The sequence below is a fragment of the Shewanella waksmanii genome (genome assembly GCF_043643685.1).
Taxonomy (GTDB): domain Bacteria; phylum Pseudomonadota; class Gammaproteobacteria; order Enterobacterales; family Shewanellaceae; genus Shewanella; species Shewanella waksmanii_A.
This window is the reverse complement of the sequence record NZ_JBHZSN010000004.1, coordinates 392,539-412,555: the sequence shown is the minus strand read 5'-3', so window position 1 is coordinate 412,555 and position 20,017 is coordinate 392,539. Positions and strand designations below refer to the sequence as shown.

The 20,017-nt window shown below is 43.9% G+C and carries 12 protein-coding genes; 6 read left to right on the top strand and 6 right to left on the bottom strand.

The genetic code is table 11. The features are described from left to right. Window positions 1-86: 86 nt before the first annotated feature. Window positions 87-1,406 (bottom strand): dicarboxylate/amino acid:cation symporter, encoded by a 1,320-nt coding sequence (locus ACHUFW_RS08710; protein WP_394202248.1) that lies wholly within the window; start codon window positions 1,404-1,406, stop codon window positions 87-89. 217 nt (window positions 1,407-1,623) lie between these two features. On the opposite strand from ACHUFW_RS08710, the gene ACHUFW_RS08705 reads away from it, so the two are divergent. Beyond that, a complete protein-coding gene (locus tag ACHUFW_RS08705) occupies window positions 1,624-4,098 on the top strand; it encodes an Ig-like domain-containing protein (protein WP_394202246.1) in 2,475 nt (824 codons plus the stop codon). 442 nt (window positions 4,099-4,540) lie between these two features. Here the strand turns inward: ACHUFW_RS08705 and astB are convergent, their stop codons facing one another. Continuing rightward, window positions 4,541-5,878 (bottom strand): N-succinylarginine dihydrolase, encoded by a 1,338-nt coding sequence (gene astB, locus ACHUFW_RS08700; RefSeq protein ID WP_394202244.1) that lies wholly within the window; start codon window positions 5,876-5,878, stop codon window positions 4,541-4,543. A 352-nt stretch (window positions 5,879-6,230) separates the two neighbouring features. Between astB and topA the strand changes: the two genes are divergently transcribed. Continuing rightward, complete coding sequence (topA, locus tag ACHUFW_RS08695; protein ID WP_394202243.1) at window positions 6,231-8,897, top strand: type I DNA topoisomerase; 2,667 nt, start codon at window positions 6,231-6,233, stop codon at window positions 8,895-8,897. A gap of 468 nt (window positions 8,898-9,365) precedes the next feature. Here topA and ACHUFW_RS08690 read toward each other — a convergent pair whose 3' ends face one another. Further along, entirely contained in the window at window positions 9,366-10,145 is a 780-nt protein-coding gene (locus tag ACHUFW_RS08690; RefSeq protein ID WP_394202241.1) for a hypothetical protein, read from the bottom strand. A gap of 237 nt (window positions 10,146-10,382) precedes the next feature. Here ACHUFW_RS08690 and cysB point away from each other — a divergent pair, with 237 nt between their 5' ends. Then, window positions 10,383-11,357: an HTH-type transcriptional regulator CysB gene (cysB, locus tag ACHUFW_RS08685; RefSeq protein ID WP_394202239.1), complete on the top strand. Its 975-nt coding sequence runs from the start codon at window positions 10,383-10,385 to the stop codon at window positions 11,355-11,357. A gap of 83 nt (window positions 11,358-11,440) precedes the next feature. Here the strand turns inward: cysB and ACHUFW_RS08680 are convergent, their stop codons facing one another. Beyond that, window positions 11,441-12,817, bottom strand: coding sequence for an L-serine ammonia-lyase (locus ACHUFW_RS08680; RefSeq protein WP_394202237.1), 1,377 nt, complete (start codon window positions 12,815-12,817; stop codon window positions 11,441-11,443). Between the two features lie 337 nt (window positions 12,818-13,154). On the opposite strand from ACHUFW_RS08680, the gene nagZ reads away from it, so the two are divergent. The 3 genes from nagZ to ACHUFW_RS08665 all read left to right on the top strand — a co-directional run bounded on the left by nagZ (window position 13,155) and on the right by ACHUFW_RS08665 (window position 15,477). Beyond that, window positions 13,155-14,171 carry a beta-N-acetylhexosaminidase gene (nagZ, locus tag ACHUFW_RS08675; protein ID WP_394202235.1) on the top strand — a complete coding sequence of 339 codons (1,017 nt, stop codon included), beginning with the start codon at window positions 13,155-13,157 and terminating at the stop codon, window positions 14,169-14,171. Window positions 14,172-14,239: 68 nt separating this feature from the next. Then, window positions 14,240-14,779, top strand: coding sequence for an alpha/beta hydrolase YcfP (gene ycfP / locus ACHUFW_RS08670; RefSeq protein ID WP_394202233.1), 540 nt, complete (start codon window positions 14,240-14,242; stop codon window positions 14,777-14,779). Between the two features lie 428 nt (window positions 14,780-15,207). After that, entirely contained in the window at window positions 15,208-15,477 is a 270-nt protein-coding gene (locus ACHUFW_RS08665) for an acylphosphatase (protein ID WP_394202231.1), read from the top strand. Here the strand turns inward: ACHUFW_RS08665 and ACHUFW_RS08660 are convergent. Together ACHUFW_RS08660 and mfd are read right to left on the bottom strand one after the other, a co-directional pair. Continuing rightward, window positions 15,474-16,457: a peptidoglycan binding protein CsiV gene (locus ACHUFW_RS08660; RefSeq protein ID WP_394202229.1), complete on the bottom strand. Its 984-nt coding sequence runs from the start codon at window positions 16,455-16,457 to the stop codon at window positions 15,474-15,476. The two genes, ACHUFW_RS08665 and ACHUFW_RS08660, sit on opposite strands and share 4 nt — an antisense overlap. A 1-nt stretch (window position 16,458) precedes the next feature. Then, window positions 16,459-19,932: a transcription-repair coupling factor gene (gene mfd, locus ACHUFW_RS08655; protein ID WP_394202227.1), complete on the bottom strand. Its 3,474-nt coding sequence runs from the start codon at window positions 19,930-19,932 to the stop codon at window positions 16,459-16,461. Between the last annotated feature and the right edge of the window lie 85 nt (window positions 19,933-20,017).

The following is a 20,017-nucleotide window of genomic DNA, read 5'->3' as shown; positions in this document are numbered from 1 at the left end:
TAAAATACAAAACGCCCGATGAAGTTCATCGAGCGTTTTAAACTGAAAAAAGTGTCAACCTATTTCAGGACTAGTCATAGGGAAAACTAGCTTTTTAGCTCAGCGTTAACTTGCTCGGTGAAGCTACCTGCTGTTTTACCCGCTTGAGTATCATTGAAGGTCGTTTCATCAAATGCACCTTCTGACTTAGCGATAACGACAGTCGCAACTGAGTCGCCGGTGACGTTAACGGCAGTGCGAACCATATCAAGCAATCTATCAACACCCATAATAAGCGCAATACCTTCGACCGGCAGACCCACTTGGTTCAATACCATTGCTAGCATGATAAGACCAACACCTGGCACACCTGCGGTTCCGATAGAGGCAAGTGTGGCAGTGACAACAACCATAGCGTAATCAGTGATGGTTAAGTCGATGCCGAACACTTGAGCGATAAATACCGTCGCAACACCTTGCATAATAGCTGTACCATCCATATTGATGGTTGCACCAAGAGGCAGGGTAAATGAAGCCACTTTATTGTCGACACCTAAACGATGCTCAGCTGTTTCAATGGTAACTGGTAAAGTCGCGTTAGAACTTGCTGTACTGAATGCAAAAAGTTGTACATCACGCATTTTGCGAACAAAAGTGAATGGGTTCAAACCTGAGAATACTTTCAGCAGCGATGGATAAACCACAAAGGCATGAATGAGTAGTACGCCAAGAACCACTAGGAAGTACTTTAATACGCTACCAAAGGTTTCAACACCTAAGGTCAGGGCAAGTTTTGCCATCAGTGCGAAAATACCATACGGTGCTAAAGACATGACCAGTGTTACGACTCGCATAATCACTTCGTTCAAGTCGCTAAACAGTGCTGCAACGCGCTTACCACGTTCACCAATATGTGAAATTGCAAAACCAAATATCACGGCAAAGATGATGATTTGCAGCATGTTGCCTTCGGTCATCGCCTGAATTGGGTTGCGAGGAACTAAGTTAATCAGTACTTCAGCTAGGCCGGGGGCTTCTTTGGCGCTAAATTCGATTTGCTCTGATGCGAGAGAGGCGTTACCAGGATGGATGAGCAGAGCCACCAAAATGGCCATGGATAGCGCGATGGCGGTAGTGAATAAGTAAAAAAGAATGGTTTTACCACCAAGGCGCCCAAGTTTAGATGGATCGCTTAATGAGCACGTTCCGCATACTAGCGAGATAAATACCAAGGGGACGACCAACATTTGTAAGCTCGAGATAAATATCGAGCCAATAACATTGAATAACCCTTCGGTAATATACTCTTCAACGAACGTACTACCTGGAAAGAGGTTTCTCAGCAGTAGGCCAAAAATAATACCGGCTGCCATACCGATAAGTATTTTACCCGTGAGGCCGAGTTTTTTTGATTGAGTTAAAGCCATTTCGCTTCCTGTTTAATTATTATGCTTTCAATTTGCACTTTAAAGCCTAGCAAGAAAAGTTAGCAGAAGAAACGGGCAAATAGTTAAAGTTTTTGGTGATTTTGCCGAATTAAATGCAATGAGTTATGGAAAAGTTATAGGAAAATTGTGTAATGTTGACCTATAAGTAATAAGCAGATGTTATTAATTTATAATCTGAGTAACAGGGAGTCTGACAATGCAGTCAGCGTTTAAAGTTTTTGTCTCATATTTTTTATTATTTTTTATTGTTGCATGTAGTGGAGGGGGAGATATATCAGATTCTGGCGGAGGGGGAACCGACCCCGCGCCAGATCCGGGAGTTAATGCTTTAAGTGTCTCAATTTCTAGTCAGTTTATTGATGCAAGCCAAGCTGCGACGGTTTCGGCGACGGTGACAAACTCACAAACCGGTGCGGTTGCAGGCGAGCTAGTAACTTTTACTTTAAATGATCAAAGTCTAGGCTCATTTAGTCCAGGAATAGGTACTGCGCTGACAGATGCGAATGGCATAGCTACCATCCTCCTTGCTACCTCTAATGTTGCTGGAGCCGGTACGGTTGAGGCTAGTATCGATGATGGTGCTAGTGGTAAGGTAGGCTTTAACATGGCAGGTGATGGGGGCGAAGTCACAGATGGTGCCGTGGTTGTGGTTACTTTAACCGATGGCAATGGCCAACCGATAGACGCGATTACCTCGCTATCGCCCGGTAAGATATCAGCAACAGTCACCGGCGTTAATAAGCCTGTTATTGTCACTTTCTCCAGTACCATAGGAGATCTTCCGATTAAAACTGCGGTTACGAATAGTGAAGGGGTAGCCAGTGTTGATATTTATGCGGGAAGTACTTTAGGAGCTGGTGAGATTACCGCAGCGTTAGGTACCGGTGAAGAAGATAAAACTGTAGTAGTGATTGGCGCCACTAATGTCGTCATGGGCAGCGGTGACCCTTTTGTAGTGGGTCAAGCTTCAGTGAGCGTCAGCCAACTACCAGCTGGTGGTACGGCTTCAATTTCTGTTATCATTCAAGATGACCAAAATAACCTGTTTACTCAGCCAGTTGATGTTAACTTTACCTCAACCTGTTCATCAAAGAGTACGCCAGAAGCTGAGATTAGCTCTCCAGTGCCATCAGTGAATGGGGTCGCAACTACGACCTACCTAGCAAAAGGTTGCGTTGGTGATGACGCCATTAATGTGACCGCTAACGCAGGTGGACTCAATCTGTCTGCAACGGCTACCTTAAGGGTGCTACCTGCTGATGTAGGTTCGATTGTTTACGTTTCAGCAGAGCCGGAAAATATCAGTATTTTAGGTACAGGTGGTGATGAGTCTTCTGTTGTTAAATTTAGGGTGCTTGATACAAACAGTAATCCAGTAAGTAATCAGTCAGTTAGTTTTGCTCTTAATACTGTTGTAGGCGGCATTTCATTAGATCCAATGAGTGCGACAACAAATAGTGAAGGCATCGCACAAACGGTTATTCGCACCGGTACGGTGGCAACCTCTGTGCGGGTTACTGCTACCGTCGATGGTTCTGATCCGGTGATCTCTAGTCAGTCTAAACAGCTTGTAATTTCAACCGGTATCCCTGATCAAGATAGTTTTTCCCTATCAGCAGAGGTGTTAAATGCCGAGGGTTGGGACATTGATGGTACTGAAGTCAAAGTCACTGCACGTTTAGCCGATGCCTTTAACAACCCAGTGCCCGATGGCACTTCAGTCGCCTTTACTACCGAAGGTGGTTCCATAGGAGATGCCTGTCAAACGGTGAATGGTGCTTGTAGTGTGGTCTGGACAAGTCAAAACACTCGTCCAGACGGCGAAACCATACTCAATGGTGACGGCACGATGGCTAGTAACCCTAGCGCTGAACTTGCCTATGATGCCACCTTAGGTATATATGGTAATGTTTATGGGCAAAAATACGGTGGCCGTGCAACGATTACAGCAACAGCTATCGGGGAAGAGTCATTTCCAGATCATAATGGTAATGGCCGTTTTGATGTTGATGAGGTTAATGCTTTCCTCACCGAGTTGAATGTTAGCGGTAAGCCATTTGACCTTGATGATGCCTACAATGATTATAATGAGGACGGCCTGTTTAATCCGCAGCAGGAGGGTGGGCAAATCGGTGGTGAACTAGAGGAGTTGGTTGACTTTAATTCTAATCAGGTGTTTGACACCAAAGACGGCCTTTACAATGGTGTACTTTGTTCTGAGCCAGCTCATAGTGCCTGTGCTGATGGCGTGAGTGATTCTAAGTCACTGTATGTTAGAGGTAGTTTAGTATTGGTAATGTCGGGCAGTACCGCTTTTGCCACTGAACGTTATGATATTACTATTGTAGATAGCTATAGCGGTCCCGCTGGAAACCAAGATGGCAGTATCGATATCTTAGGTAAAGGTGCGGGCCAGTTATCTTTTGCAATATCAGATCTGCACAACCAGCAGATGCCTGCAGGTACAAAGGTGACTTTTGTGGCTACTGCGGGATCCGTTGTCAGTACTTCTGAGTATATCTGGCCAAGCAGCAACCGTAATAGTGGTAGGCAGTTTAGTGTAACCGTCAAAGGTGAGGATGAGCCTAATAGTGGGGTACTTCTTGTGAATGTTGAAACTCCTGGTGGTACGATTACACAAGTTTTAGCTATTCCCATTAATATCAATTAAGCTTGTCGGTTAAATCAAAAAGCTCCTAGTTTGGGGCTTTTTTATTGCTTAATTTAAAAGCAATATTATTGACGATATGGAACATTGATATTGAGCACAAGAGGGAGCATTTTGAAGTTACTAATTAAAGAAGCTTTTAAGATGATATGTATTTGCTAATGAGCTTAGTTATAAGTTTGCCTTATCGTTAGTTGTTGCTGAAATTTCATACTATGATCGATAGCCTATAAAGGCTGGCAAGTTTCACTATGTAACAATTCGAGACGACTGGTTGCAGTTAAGTGATGTTCGCTAGAGGTGAGTTTTGCTCTGGTTCATTTGACTAAATGTAAACGATAAAATTATCATATGTTACAGTTCGATATATTGGCTGGCTATACTCAGGGTGAATAAAAGCGTCACCAAGATTGTGACGCTTTTATGACTACTTAATAGCGAGCAGCTATTTTTGGAACTGGTAAACGCTGCCTAGTTTCATGATTTGGGTTAGTTCATCTAATGCGGTACGTGATTCAAATACTAATTGGGGATCGGCCAAGTCTGCAACCGATAGCTCGTCACGGTAGTGTTTATCTACCCACGCATTTAACTTGGCAAATAAATCATCATTCATAAGTGTATGTTGATTAACCGCTGCAACCTCTACTTCATTCATTGCCACTCGTAAACGCAGACAAGCTGGACCCCCCCCATTTTGCATGCTCTGTTTGACATCAAAATAGTGAACATGTTTGATTGGTGTGCCTAATGTGACCACTTCTTGCAAATAAGCATATACCGCTGGATTTTCTTGACAGTCTGTCGGGGCAATAATCGCCATTTCGCCATTGGGCAAGGTGACAACTTGGGTATTGAATAGATAGCTACGCACAGCATCATCGATTGATACTTTAGCTGTAGGCACTTCGATAAAGTGTAGGTCGTCGCCATTAAACTTTTGACGAATTTCATCAAGCTTTTGTTGTGTGTTAAGAAAGGCTTGTTCGTGGTAGAACAAGACGTTTTGGTTACCTACAGCAATGACATCGTTATGGAAAACACCTTGATCAATCACATCGGGATTTTGCTGCATAAATACACAACTATCGTCATCAAGTTGGTGCAGACGAGCAACCGCTTGCGAGGCTTCTAAGGTTTGTCTTGCCGGGAACTTGGCCGGCTTTGGCGCACTAGGGTTAGTAACACTTTGGCCATAAACGAATAGCTCTACACCAGATTGGCCGTATTGTGGGCAAAGACGCGTATGGTTAGCAGCACCTTCATCACCAAAGCTTGGATGCTCAGGCAGATGAGTATGGTGATTAAAGTAGCGGGTGTTGGCAAATGTCGCCGCTAAAATATTTCCTGTAGTCACCGGCTCGATACTGCGGTGCAATTTATCGACTAAGTTAGCCGGTGTGAAATGAATCTTGCCATCTTGAGTATCAGAGCTAGGTGACACAGTGGCTGCATTAGCTGTCCACATACTCGATGCACTGCAGCATGCTCTAAGCAACGCAGGGGCCTGCTCAGCCGCTTTTTGTAAGACTTGTGCATCTGTGCCAGAAAAGCCTATTCTACGCAGTGTGTGTAGGTCTGGGCGCTCTTGTGGTGCCAGCATCCCTTGAACTAGACCAAGATCAGCGAGTGCTTTGGCTTTTTTCAGTCCTTGCTTAGCTGCAGATTTTGGACTTGAGGTGGCAGCAGCATTATTTAACGAGGCAACATTACCAAATGACAAGCCGGCATAATTGTGGGTTGGACCAACAAGTCCGTCAAAATTCGCTTCAAAATGCTTCATGACTATTCCTTTAAGTAGGGGAAGGCGCAAACGAGTTTTTTAATGCTTTGTGTGTTTCTGTTTGCGATATTTGCGCTCAGTATACTTGAGCGCGCACGGTTAACAAGGTAGGGAAAAAAGCATGTTTTTGTGATTTTTGCATCGAAATGCATAACTATTACTTGCTAGATGGCGAATAATGAAATATTAGTTTTTAATTACGCAATATTATTTTTCACATTTTTTTCAAAAATGGTTAAAAAGTGGCTCACTAAAGCAAATAAAGTAGGGATTAGCTTGAAAGTCTCGAGACAACCCTCTATATATGGAGCCAATTTACAGATTTTTGAGACTTTTTGGCGCAGAACACTATATGGGTAAATCGCTAGTTATTGTCGAATCACCGGCCAAAGCCAAGACTATTAATAAATATCTCGGCAAAGATTATATCGTTAAATCAAGTGTAGGGCATATTCGTGACCTACCCACATCATCGAGCAGCGAAGCGAAAGTGGCGAGTAAAACGCCTGCTGAGGTGCGCAAGATGTCGCCTGAAGAAAAAGCGGCATATAAAAGTGCAAAAGCCAAACAAGCGTTAGTTGCGCGAATGGGTGTCGACCCCGAAAAAGGGTGGAAAGCGAAATACCAAACTTTACCCGGCAAAGAAAAAGTCGTTAAAGAATTACAAACGCTCGCCGCATCTGCAGACCATATCTTTCTCGCAACCGATTTGGATAGAGAGGGAGAGGCTATTGCGTGGCACCTTCAGGAAGTGATTGGCGGTGATGCGTCTCGCTATCAGCGTGTGGTGTTTAACGAGATCACTAAAAGTGCCATTCAAGACGCGTTTAGTCATCCCGCTGCACTAGATACCAATATGGTAAATGCTCAGCAAGCACGACGATTCTTAGATAGAGTCGTTGGTTTTATGGTGTCACCTTTACTTTGGAAAAAAGTCGCAAGGGGATTATCAGCTGGTCGCGTGCAGTCTGTGGCAACTCGCCTAGTTGTAGAACGTGAAGGTGAAATCAAGGCGTTTGTTCCTGAAGAGTTTTGGGATATCCATGCGGATTTAAATACCCTTAGCAATGACGGTATTAACATGGAAGTGACCAAGTTTAAAGGTGAAGCCTTTAAACCGATTAATGAGTCACAAGCCCAGGCCGCAGTCGCACAGTTACAACAAGCAAGCTACGTGGTAGCTGCTCGTGAAGATCGCGCAACATCAAGTAAACCTTCAGCGCCTTATATCACGTCTACCTTGCAACAGGCGGCGAGTACTCGCTTAGGTTTTGGTGTTAAAAAGACCATGATGATGGCGCAGCGTCTTTATGAAGCTGGTCACATCACCTATATGCGTACTGATTCGACCAATCTTAGCCAAGAAGCACTCGACAGTGTGCGTGACATGATTGGTAAAGAATTTGGTGATAAATATCTGCCAGAGAGCCCAAATCGCTATGGTAGCAAAGAAGGCGCGCAAGAGGCTCACGAAGCGATTCGTCCTTCTGATGTAAAAGTGCAAGCGGCAACCTTAAAAGACATGGAACGTGATGCACAGCGTTTATATGAGCTTATTTGGCGTCAGTTCGTTGCGTGTCAAATGACACCAGCTAAGTATGATGCGACTCGTTTAACCGTGCATGCTGGTGATTATGAGCTAAAAGCCACCGGACGTACGCTTAAGTTTGATGGTTGGACTCGTGTACAAACGGCAATCAAAAAGAAAACAGACGAAGAAAGCACTCTGCCTTATGTTGCGCAAGGTGATAGCTTACAGCTTGATAAATTGATGCCAAAACAACATTTTACTAAGCCACCTGCAAGATTTAGTGAAGCGTCGTTAGTGAAAGAGCTTGAAAAGCGTGGTATCGGGCGTCCGTCTACCTATGCCACGATTATTTCGACCATTCAAGATCGTGGTTATGTAAAAGTTGAAAATCGCCGTTTCTATGCTGAAAAAATGGGTGAAATTGTCAGCGAAAGTTTGGTCGGTAGCTTTGAAGACTTGATGAGCTACGATTTTACTGCCGAGATGGAGCAAACGCTAGATGATGTTGCTCAGGGTAAATTGCAGTGGAAGAAGGTGCTTGATGGCTTCTATGGCGATCTGACTCAGCAGCTTGAAAAAGCTGAGTTACCACCAGAAGAGGGCGGAATGCGTCCCAATGAAATGGTGCTAACGGATATTAAATGTCCAACCTGTGGTCGCCCAATGGGGATACGTACCGGTACGACAGGGGTGTTCCTTGGTTGTTCAGGTTATGCGCTGCCACCCAAAGAGCGCTGTAAGACCACAATGAACCTGACACCCGGTGAAGAAGCGATCAGCGAAAACAGTGAAGATGCTGAAACCGATGCACTACGTGCGAAACACCGTTGTGGTATCTGTGGCACAGCGATGGACAGCTACCTGATTGATGAAGCCCGTAAACTGCATGTTTGTGGTAATAATCCAGTATGCCCAGGTTATGAAGTAGAAGCGGGTCAGTTCAAAATTAAAGGTTATGAAGGTCCCATTATCGAGTGTGATCGCTGCGGTAATGACATGGAACTTAAAAATGGCCGTTTTGGCAAGTATTTTGGTTGTACTAACAGCGAGTGTAAAAACACCCGTAAGTTGCTTAAAAATGGTGAAGCTGCGCCACCAAAAGAAGACCCAATTCATTTGCCAGATCTAAAGTGCACGAAATCTGATGGTTATTTTGTGTTAAGAGATGGCGCTGCGGGTATCTTTATGGCCGCGAGTACTTTCCCTAAATCCCGTGAAACCCGGGCACCTTTAGTGGAAGAGTTGGTTAAATACCGCGATCTTTTATGGCCTAAATATCAGTATTTAGCTGATGCACCTGTTACTGATGATCAAGGCAATAAGGCATCAGTGCGCTTTAGCCGTAAAACTAAAGAGCAATACGTAGCGACGGATATCGACGGTAAAGCGACTGGCTGGACCGCCAAGTTTATCGATGGCAAATGGGTTGCCGAAGCTAAGGCAAAAGCAAAACCGAAAGCCAAAGCTAAAACCAAAGCCAAGAAATAGTCGTTAAGTCATCAAATAAAGCCCTGATTGTTGATCAGGGCTTTTTTATTGGCTTATTGTAATCACTTATTGTTGGCGACATACTGCGCTCAATTGCCTAAGTTATTGATAGCTTATGTTGTTGGAAGAGTATGTTATTGAAAGCTTGGGCTACTGTAAGTTTAGGTTTTTGAACGTCAGCAGCGTGATGATAAATCATTTAAACAATGCTTTATAAAGTCAATGTTAATGTCGTTATAGCTGGCTTGTTTTCGGGGGGAGAGTACGCCTTGTACATCATCTACAACATGCAGCCAATAGACTTTATTAAAGGTGACAGGCTAGAGAGCGAGTTATTGCCGTGCTCGATAAAAGAGAGCCCTTAATGCGCAAGGATTAAGGGCGGTTTATGTTGATCTAATTGGTGAATGCTGTACTTCGCCTAAGTAAATGCAAGGTGCAAAACTTAGTGTGGCAGCAGAGCCGTAATCACCATTTCTTTTTCGGTTGGAACAACACGTCAATATCATCCTCGTCACCCTGCTTCGGCTGAGGGGCGTGAGGTGCATTCTGTTTTTGTGCTCCCATAATCTCATCTAGCATGTTTTTTGCTTCTTCTACTTTCTTAGCAATAAAGGGATCGTTAGGAGTTTGTGCTTTAATGGCGTGTAAAGTGGCTAAGGCTTTGGTGACCATCTGTTTTGACGAGCCATATTGTTTCATAAAGCAGGCTGTACGGGCACGAGATAGCATTGAATCAACATTGATGCGTAGCTGTAAACTATCAATTCGATTTTCTTCTTGAGCAAACACGGCAGGTTCTACTTTGCCTTTGTTGTGCTCTGCTCGTAATATCGCTTTTAGCTTTTTCAGCACTTGTACTAAGACTAGAATTTGTTTGTCGTTATCTGGCAACCTAAAGCTTTCAATCGGTGGAGCAGCTTTGGGGGTTTGTTGTAGATTGTCTATTTGCCCCTGAAGATCTATTAGGCGGCGCTCATAGTCTGCAGTTTGATTGGGTGACAACGAGGCAGCAATTTTGAGTGCATCTTTAACACGGCGGTAAAGGACCATGATGGTCTGCGGCGAGCAAGGAAACATGCCCGTGTTAGAGAGCACATTTTCTGTTTCATCAATAATTGCGCGCTGTCTTGCCAACTCTGTTCTGCGCTCAGCCTCTGCACGCTCTTTTTGTTGTTGGATGACATTGATACCAATCACAAGTAAAAGTAACGCACCGATTAGAATAAGAACTAAGGTGAATATCATAGGTCTACCGTTTTTTATGCAATTCTGTTAATGCTACTATAAATCAACACACTAGCATAGTTATCATAGCCTAGCTTTGTGGCTTGTGTCGTGTGAAATCTCATTCGTCTATGCTATATTCCAGATTGATTTAATTTTCTGGTTATACTATAACTAATAATTATACTTAATTGAGGCTTCTGGTGATGGTGAGTAGTACCACACGAGGAGTATTTAGGTGAGGCGAAAGGATCAAAAATGAAACTGCAGCAACTTAGATATATTGCCGAAGTGGTGAACCATAACTTGAATGTTTCTGCCACAGCAGAGAATCTATACACATCTCAGCCAGGTATCAGTAAGCAGGTCAGAATGCTTGAAGATGAGTTGGGGATTCAGATATTCGGTCGTAGCGGTAAGCATCTCACCCATGTTACTCCAGCTGGGCAACAAGTGATTAGCATTGCTAATGATATTTTAGGAAAAGTTGAGAGCATCAAGAAAGTTGCTGAGGAATATACTAAGCCTGATCAAGGCGAGTTGAACATTGCCACTACTGATACTCAGGCTCGCTATGCTCTGCCTAATATTATCCGTAGCTTCATTGATCGCTATCCCAAAGTTAATTTGCATATGCACCAAGGTACACCGTCTCAGATCAGTGAGCTAGCGGCCAGGGGAGACGCCGATTTTGCTATCGCTACGGAAGGCATGCATTTATATTCTGATTTGATCATGCTGCCTTGCTATCACTGGAATCGATCAATTGTCGTCACGAAAGACCATCCGTTAGCTGGACGCAGTAATATCAGCATCGAAGATTTGGGTCGCTTCCCCTTAGTGACTTATGTGTTTGGCTTTGACCGTGAGTCTGAGATTGAAAAGTCTTTTAAAGCAGCAGGAATAGACCCGAGAGTTGTGTTCACTGCAACGAGCGCCGATGTGCTGAAAACTTACGTACGTTTGGGCTTAGGTGTCGGTGTTATTGCATCAATGGCCATCGATCCTGTGATAGATAGAGATTTAGTTGCGATAGATGCAAGTCATTTGTTTGGGTATAGCACAACCAAGATCGGTTTCAGAAAAGGTAATTTTTTACGCACCTATATGTATGACTTTATTGAACATTTCGCACCTCACTTAACGAGAGATGTGGTAGAAAAAGCGGTGGCATTAAGGGATGCGCAGCTTATTGAGAATATGTTCAAAGACATTAAACTTCCAATTCGCTAATACACCTAAAAATAAAAAAACCAATAAGTTAATCCTTATTGGTTTTTTGTATTTGCGAAATAGAACTCACGCATTTAGGCCGATTAACACTCTACAATGTTAACGGCGAGGCCACCTTTAGCGGTTTCTTTATACTTGCTACGCATATCTTTACCGGTATCCATCATAGTTTTAATGACTTTATCTAGTGATACCTTATGATTGCCGTCACCTCTGAGTGCCATGCGTGATGCATTGATTGCTTTAACTGCGCCCATTGCATTTCGTTCAATACAGGGAACTTGTACTAAACCACCCACAGGGTCGCAGGTGAGGCCTAAATTATGTTCCATGCCGATTTCTGCTGCATTCTCAACATGTTCAACGGTGCCGCCCATAATCTCTGTTAGTGCCGCAGCAGCCATAGAGCAGGCTACGCCGACTTCACCTTGGCAGCCAACTTCAGCACCGGAAATAGAGGCGTTCTTCTTGTATAAAATACCAATGGCAGCAGCGGTTAATAAGTAGCGACAACAGATGTCGATATCAACTTCTTGTACAAACATGTCATAGTAACAAAGCACAGCAGGTATAATACCTGCAGCACCATTTGTCGGTGCGGTGACAACCCGATCACCAGCGGCATTTTGCTCATTAACAGAAAGGGCAAATAGATCGACCCAATCCATCGCTGTTAGCGGATCGACACTGTGTTTACCTTCGGCTTTAAGTCTACGGTACATCGCTGGGGCACGGCGACGTAATTTCAATCCACCAGGTAAAATACCTTCTTTTTGGTATCCTCGTTCAACACAATTTTTCATCGTTTGCCAGATGTGCCATAGCTGCTGTTTAACTTGATCTTCATTAGCAATGCTAAGCTCATTTTCCATCATCAATGCTGAAATACTAAAACCGTTTTCGGTACAGCAATCTAATAGCTCTTTAGCGCTATTGAAGTCGTGGGGAGCGGATTTTATTGGCGCTGCGGGTGATGCATCTTGCTGGGTAATTTCATCTTCATCCAAAATAAAGCCACCGCCAACAGAGTAATAGGTACGCTGATAGATGCACTCTCCCTTACTATAGGCATACAGTGTCATGGCATTTGCGTGTGCGGGTAGACTTTTGCGCCTATGATAGGTAATACCGTTTTCTCGACTAAATATGACCGTTTTATCACCGGGCATGGTGAGTGTTTGTTGTTGTTCGACGTGTTGAAGTATTTGGTCGATATTATCTGTGTTAACCGTTTCTGGCGCTTCGCCCATAAGCCCAAGAATAACGGCTTTACCGGTCCCATGGCCTTTACCTGTTTGGCCTAACGAACCAAATAGTTCTGAACGTAGCTCATCGGTTGCGTCAAAGTGGCCATGTTCTGAGAGGTCATTAATGAAAATATTGCCAGCTTTCATGGGGCCAACGGTATGGGAGCTTGATGGCCCAATACCAATTTTGAACATGTCAAATACACTAATCATGATAAAACCCTGCTTGTTCTTTTGTTATATTTGTCGAGCTGCTTCAATTTTAGGCCAACACGCGAATTAATGTTTACTGATCGCTGTATTATCGTGCCGTTATGTTAGTCTTGTTGTCATTGAACCGCAGCTATTGTTCAGTATCCCATAGTTTATGCTGATAGATGGCATTAGATTTTTTCAGCTAAGTGTTAATCATAAGTTTTATTTATGCTTAATTAGGGTGTGCTGCAAGTGGTTTTTATTTAAGTGTCTGTTTAAAAGAGATATTGATGAGTTTTAAGATGGTGCCACAATTTTAGCATCATTAAATAGGTTAGCTTTATTTGGGGGTTGTGTGAGTTTTTTAATGATGGATTTACTGGGGACTTCAGCCTCAGAACAAGAGCTTGAGCAATTACAACATCCTATGGTTGGTGGGCTGATTTTATTTAGCCGTAACTATGAGAATAGACGCCAACTTTGTCAGCTGATCGCTTCGGTACGACAAGTTGCACCCAATATTCTTATAGCGATTGATCATGAAGGTGGCCGCGTGCAGCGATTTCGTGATGAATTTACCCATATTCCCGCTATGGCGGCGATTTTACCCGCCGCAAATGGCGATATCAGCAAAGCCAAGGCCTGGTGTGTTGAGCTGGGCTATTTAATGGCAGTGGAACTGCTTAGCTGCGATATCGATCTTAGTTTTGCACCGGTTTTGGATGTCAACGGTATCAGTGAGGTGATCGGTTCTCGTGCTTTTAGTGATGATCCTAACCTTGTTGCTCAATTGGCTGAGTCATTCATTGAAGGTATGAATCAAGCGGGTATGTCAGCAGTTGGCAAACATTTTCCAGGACACGGCAGCGTGCAAGCCGATTCTCATATTGCTAAGCCTGTCGATACGCGAACTCAGGAGCAAATTGAACGTTTAGATATGCAGCCATTTATTAAGCTTATGGCGAAGGATAAGCTACAGGGAGTCATGCCTGCACATGTGATTTATGAGCAAGTCGACCCGAATCCTGCAGGATTTTCGCAATACTGGTTACAGCAGGTGTTAAGGCAACAACTTGACTTTAACGGGGTCATTTTTTCAGATGATCTCGGCATGAAAGGCGCTGGCGTGGTAGGTGGTTACTTAGCGCGCGCTAAAGCTGCATTAACCGCAGGTTGTGACATGATTTTGTTGTGTAACGATAGCAAAGGAGTTGCCGAGGTATTGTCGCAGTTATCTTGGCCAGTTAAATCAGACAATGTTGCTGCTAAATTATGTGCAGATAAACAGCAGGTGGCTATCGCTTTAGCGGATGAACAACGTTGGTTATCTGCAAAAGCACTTGCAGAATCGATACAAGCCGTTAAATTGTGATCTCAGTGGGTATAACTTTAGCGAAAGCTTAGCTACAGTTAATTTAGTTTCATTATCAAAGGACTCCGATGATTCTTTATTTACATGGCTTCGATGCCACCAGTCCAGGTAATCATGACAAAATGCGTCAACTGCAATTTGTTGATGATGACGTTAGGTTAGTGAGTTACAGCACCTTGCATCCACGCCATGATATGCAGTACTTGCTCAATGAAGTCAGTAAGCAGTTAAAGTTGACTGATGATGACAACCCGATCATTGTCGGTGTTGGCTTAGGAGGATATTGGGCTGAGCGTATTGGCTTTTTGCATCAGTTAAAGACGGTTATCGTCAACCCTAACTTAAATCCACAGGATAATATGCAGGGTAAGATTGATCGGCCTGAAGAGTATGCTGATATCGCCAATAAATGTGTGAGTCAGTTTAGACAAAAGAACCAGCATAAGGTGTTATGTATTTTGGCGAGAAATGATGAGGTTCATGATAATCATCAAGTCGCTGAATTGTTAGCGCCTTATTACGAGGTTGTTTGGGATGAAGACCAAGATCATAAGTTTGCGTCCCTAGCGCAGCATCTCCCTCAAATCAAATCTTTCAAAAACGCGTAAGCTCGTCATTAGGTTGGAGCATTTAAGTCATTGTATTAAATGCTCTATCTTTAAGTTTCTGCCCCTCTTCAACTAGATTTATCTGCTATATAACTCTTATTTGGTAGTGATCAGGATCACGTAAGAAGATAAATTTAGGATTTATATCTAAATGCTATTTAATTGTTGCGATTTCCAGTGTAAAGTAGCGCCGTTAATTTATCATTGATACAACATGATACAATTAATCCAGATTATCGATTTTTCCAGTTTGCGTATGTCGCCCGATGCAGCTAGCACGTTTTGGTTAGCTGTTTTTTTTTGCTCTAACAAAGCCGCATTTACACCCTAGTCGCTTTTATTTAGTTTATAAGTTGCTGGTTGTTACTGATTGCTGCTATTTTGAACAGGTTAGCGGGCATTATTGACCCATTTTAAGGAACACGGGCATGCAAAGATTACGAGTGACGGTAGCTGGTAAAGTGCAAGGAGTGTTTTTCCGGCGTTACACATTTGATAAAGCCGTTGGTCTAGGTTTGACAGGATATGTGAGTAACCTAGATAGCGGAGATGTTGAAGTGTTAGTGCAAGGTGGAGAAGGGCCAACGCAAGCGATGGTTGATTGGCTATATCAAGGCTCGCCTATGTCACGGGTTGATGCGGTGTATATTGAAGAAGATGAGGCAGAAGATATCTACCTCGACTTCAATATTATTTAAATCTGCGGAATAACGCGCTCACCATCAACAACTTCAAGTTCATCAGGCTGCACCATTTTACGAATTTGTAAAACAAGACCCATGTTTGGGTGATCGAAATAGTGGATCTGCTCACTACGTAGTCGTCGATTTTGTTTCATTGGCAAGGCATAAAGGTAAGGCGTAGGAGCCAGTTCCTCGGTGGCTACTGTCTCTGTTGCCACTGTTGCCACTGTTGCATCTGAAGTATCTATGGTTGGATTAGCCGCTTTCAAGCCTTCTTGACGTAAGCCTAGTTGCATTTCAACAAACAGGTAATGGTCAAGATAGATATTCATCAAGCCATCTAATTGCCAAACGGGTTCAGTTTTTGGCTCATCAAATTGTGAGATTAAAAAATCAAAGCTTGGGATCCCTAACGCACTGCTGCTAACGACTGGGTAACCATTGGCTTCAAATGAATCTGAAAAGTCTTTGCCGGCATAGAGGCGAATAGGCTTGGTTTGATGACGAGGTAACATTGATTGTTGCCACGTCATATGCAGTAAGCTTTGGTTACCGGGTTCGCGGGACAATTTAGTGACAATATCTGCAAATTGACTTTGTTGCTCTGACAATAGAATACTGGTTTCACCTGCGGTCGCATATTGTAAACCATGACTAGCAACCGTTGGACCCACATGAGTTGGATGAGTCAAGGTTGTGGTGGTTAGCTGGCTGTTACACTCATCGGGCTTATTTAGCCAATCTTGTGCCGTGCAACCTGATAGCCCGGCACTTGCAGCGGAGATATCGGTATACACTTCAGGTGTGATCATATCGATAGCACCGCGGGTTGAAACCAAAGACACCTCTTCAGGTGCTTGTTCATTACTGTGACTTTGCCGCTCAAACAGGTAGATCTCAACCTCAAACCAGCGCTCTTGCTGCGCACTGACATGTAAGCTCATCAGTAACGTAAGCGTTGCACATAATTTGGCGAAAAAATAAGGTTTTAACACATTACTCTCCAATGCGGTTCTGTGACAGTTGCGATAATAAGAGTTTGATTAATTCTAATCTATCTTTAGCTGTTTCTGCAGGCATAATAAATCTTAACTTACTTGGTCCATCCATACGATAGTTTTGTGGTTGGCTCTGCAATAAGTTAATGATAAATACTGGATCGACTTTATGATTGTCATTGAATTCAATGCTACCACCTTTTGCATGCATTTCGATTTTGCTTACGCCCAATGCCGTAGCCTGATGTTTAAAAAGTGACAATTCAAGCAGGTTCTTAGTGGCGTCAGGCAATAAACCAAAGCGATCGATTAATTCGACTTTGAGTTCATCTAAGGCGTTTTCTGTGTCGCAATTTGCGATACGTTTATACAAAGATAAGCGCATGTTGACATCACTGACATAGTCCTCTGGCAGCAAGGCGGGAATGCGCAGCTCAATTTCACATTGGCCTCTGAGCATATGTTCAAGTGAAGGCTCTTTACCTTCTTTGAGTGATTTTACCGCGTCCTCGAGCATTTCCATGTACAAGCTAAAGCCGACTTTTGAAATGTGACCACTTTGTTCATCACCAAGTAGCTCACCAGCGCCGCGAATCTCGAGATCTTGGGTAGCCAACATAAAGCCCGCACCTAAATCTTCTAAAGCGCCAATGGCTTCCAGACGCTTTCTGGCATCTTTGGTCATCCGTTTGGGATGAGGAGTCATCAAATAAGCATAGGCTTGGTGGTGAGAACGTCCGACACGGCCGCGCAATTGGTGCAGCTGTGCTAGGCCAAAGTGATCAGCCCGTTCTATGACAATTGTATTGGCAGTGGGCACGTCAATACCAGTTTCGATAATCGTGGTACAGACTAAGACATTGTACTTTTGATGGTAAAAATCTGACATGACCTTTTCAAGATCACGTTCTCGCATTTGCCCATGAGCAGTAACCACCCGCGCTTCTGGCAGTAGGGCTTCTATCTCTCTGGCTCGACGTTCAATCGACTCTACATTGTTGTGTAAAAAATAAACTTGGCCGCCACGGAGGATCTCCCTCAGCAGTGCCTCTCTTACCGTCGCATCGTCATATTCTCGTACAAAGGTTTTCACCGCTAAGCGTTTAGCCGGCGGGGTGGCGATGATAGATAAGTCGCGCATACCTGACATGGCCATATTTAATGTACGTGGGATTGGCGTGGCTGTTAGCGTAAGAATATCGACATTGGCACGTAGTGATTTAATCTTTTCTTTTTGTCTAACACCGAAGCGATGTTCTTCATCAATGATTAACAAGCCTAGGTTTTCAAATTTGGCATCCGATTGCAGTAATTTATGGGTACCGACAACGATATCAACTTTTCCCTGTTCCAATTGTTGCATTACCGCCGATTGCTCTTTTGCGGTTTTAAAGCGCGACATGACCTCGATTTTGATTGGCCAGTCTGCAAATCGGTCACTGAAATTCTCATAATGTTGCTGGGCAAGCAGGGTAGTTGGCACCAAAATCGCGACTTGTTTGCCGTCGTTGACAGCCACAAAAGCTGCACGCATTGCGACTTCCGTTTTACCAAAGCCAACATCACCACAAACTAATCTATCCATGGCGATTGGGGAGCACATGTCGGTAAGGACGGCATCAATGGCCGTTTCTTGGTCCACAGTTTCTTCAAACGGAAAGCTATTAGCAAACTGGGCATATTCAGTTTGCTCTAATCGACAAGCTTCGCCTGGACGTGCTTGTCGTCTGGCGTACACATCCAACAGCTCGGCGGCAACGTCACGAATCTTTTCAACGGCTTTACGTTTGGCTTTTGCCCAGCTTTCATTACCCAGTTTATTGAGTTTCGCTTCTTCATCAGGGCCGACACTGTAGCGACTGATTAAATGAAGCGATGCAACCGGTACATACAGTTTGTCGCCGCCTGAATACTCCAGCTTGAGATATTCAGCAACGACTCCCCCTGTATCTAATGTCTCTAAACCTTGATAACAGCCAACACCGTGGTCAAGGTGGACGATAGGTTGACCCACTTTCAGCTCAGCGAGATCTTTAACCAGTGCGTCACTGCTGATTTGGCGCTGCTTCTCTCGTCGCCGGGTTTGAGAGATACGTTGGCCAAACAGCTCTGTTTCACAAATTAAAGAGATATGCTTTTTCGCATTAACCGCGATAATCGCCCCCTGTGAAAGAGGGGATACGATTAAGCCAAACTGAGATTTTGCAGCAATGTAATCGTCAAAATGCTCATACAAGGTCGGTTTTATGCCAATATTGGCAAGCAAATCTAATAGCGCTTCTCGGCGACCTTCAGACTCGGCACTAAAGAGGATATGTGTCGCATCGGCAGCATAGTCTTGCAGCGCCACTAAAGGCTGCTTTAATTTGTGATTTGAACCTATATCCGGTAACGCTGAGACATTAGCTAAGCGCGAGGTGCCTTGAAAGTCATGTCCTTTGAACAAGGTTCTTGGCAAGCTTTTAAATTGCTCAAATATTTGTTCAGTGAGTAAATACAACGATTGTGGGGCGAGCAAGGGTCGTAATGGGTCAACGCGACGATTTTCGTAGCGTTGATGCACCTCTTTCAAATGTTGTTTACTTGCTTGTTCAATATCGCCGATGGTAACCAGTTGTGTTGACTCAGGTAAATAGTCAAATAAGGTCGCGGTTTCATCAAAAAATAGCGGCAAGTAGTTTTCGATCCCTGCAGGAAGAATATGCCTGCTGACCATTTGATAGACAGATTCAGGCTCTTTGGCAACGATTTCAAATTGACGTCGATATCGCTGTCTAAATCCTTCAATTGCCGGATCATCAGTCGGAAACTCTTTGGCTGGTAATAGCCTGATACTGCTAATTGTTCCTTGTGAGCGCTGCGTTTCAGGATCGAACAGCCTAATAGATTCGACTTCATCATCAAATAGTTCGATACGATAAGGTTGATCAGAGCCCATCGGAAAGATGTCGATAATTGAGCCGCGTACAGCAAACTCACCATGTTCGTAGACTTGCTCGACTTTATGGTAACCAGTGTCAACCAGCTGCTGCCTGACTTGCTCTAGCTGGTAGGTATCTCCTTGCTTTAGCAGCAGGACATTAGCGGTTAGAAAAGACTGTGGTGGCAAACGCACCATTAACGTGGCTACCGGTACAATCAGCACACAATGGCTTTGCAACGGGATTTGCGACAAGGTTTCTAATCGCTGCGACACCAAATCTTGGTGCGGAGAGAAACTGTCATAGGGCAGGGTTTCTCTGTCCGGAAACAGCAGTACTGCAATTTCGCTGCCTTTTAGCAAGTAACTCAGCTCGGTTTCAAGTTGTAATGCACTGGGCGTGTCGTGGGTGACAACTAAGGTCACACCGAGGTGGTTTTTAGCCACATTGGCCAAGGTGATTGCTTGGCTAGCCCCTTGAAGCTGACTGAGAGTCAGCGCAGTTTTGGCGCTTTTCACTGCTGGAGGAGTCAGTACTGAGAACGGTTTCATGGAGACGGACACACTGCCTGAGAATGAATAATGTGCCCGATATTGTAGTGACTTGTGAAAGCTAGTGCTAGTCGTTATAAGGGTA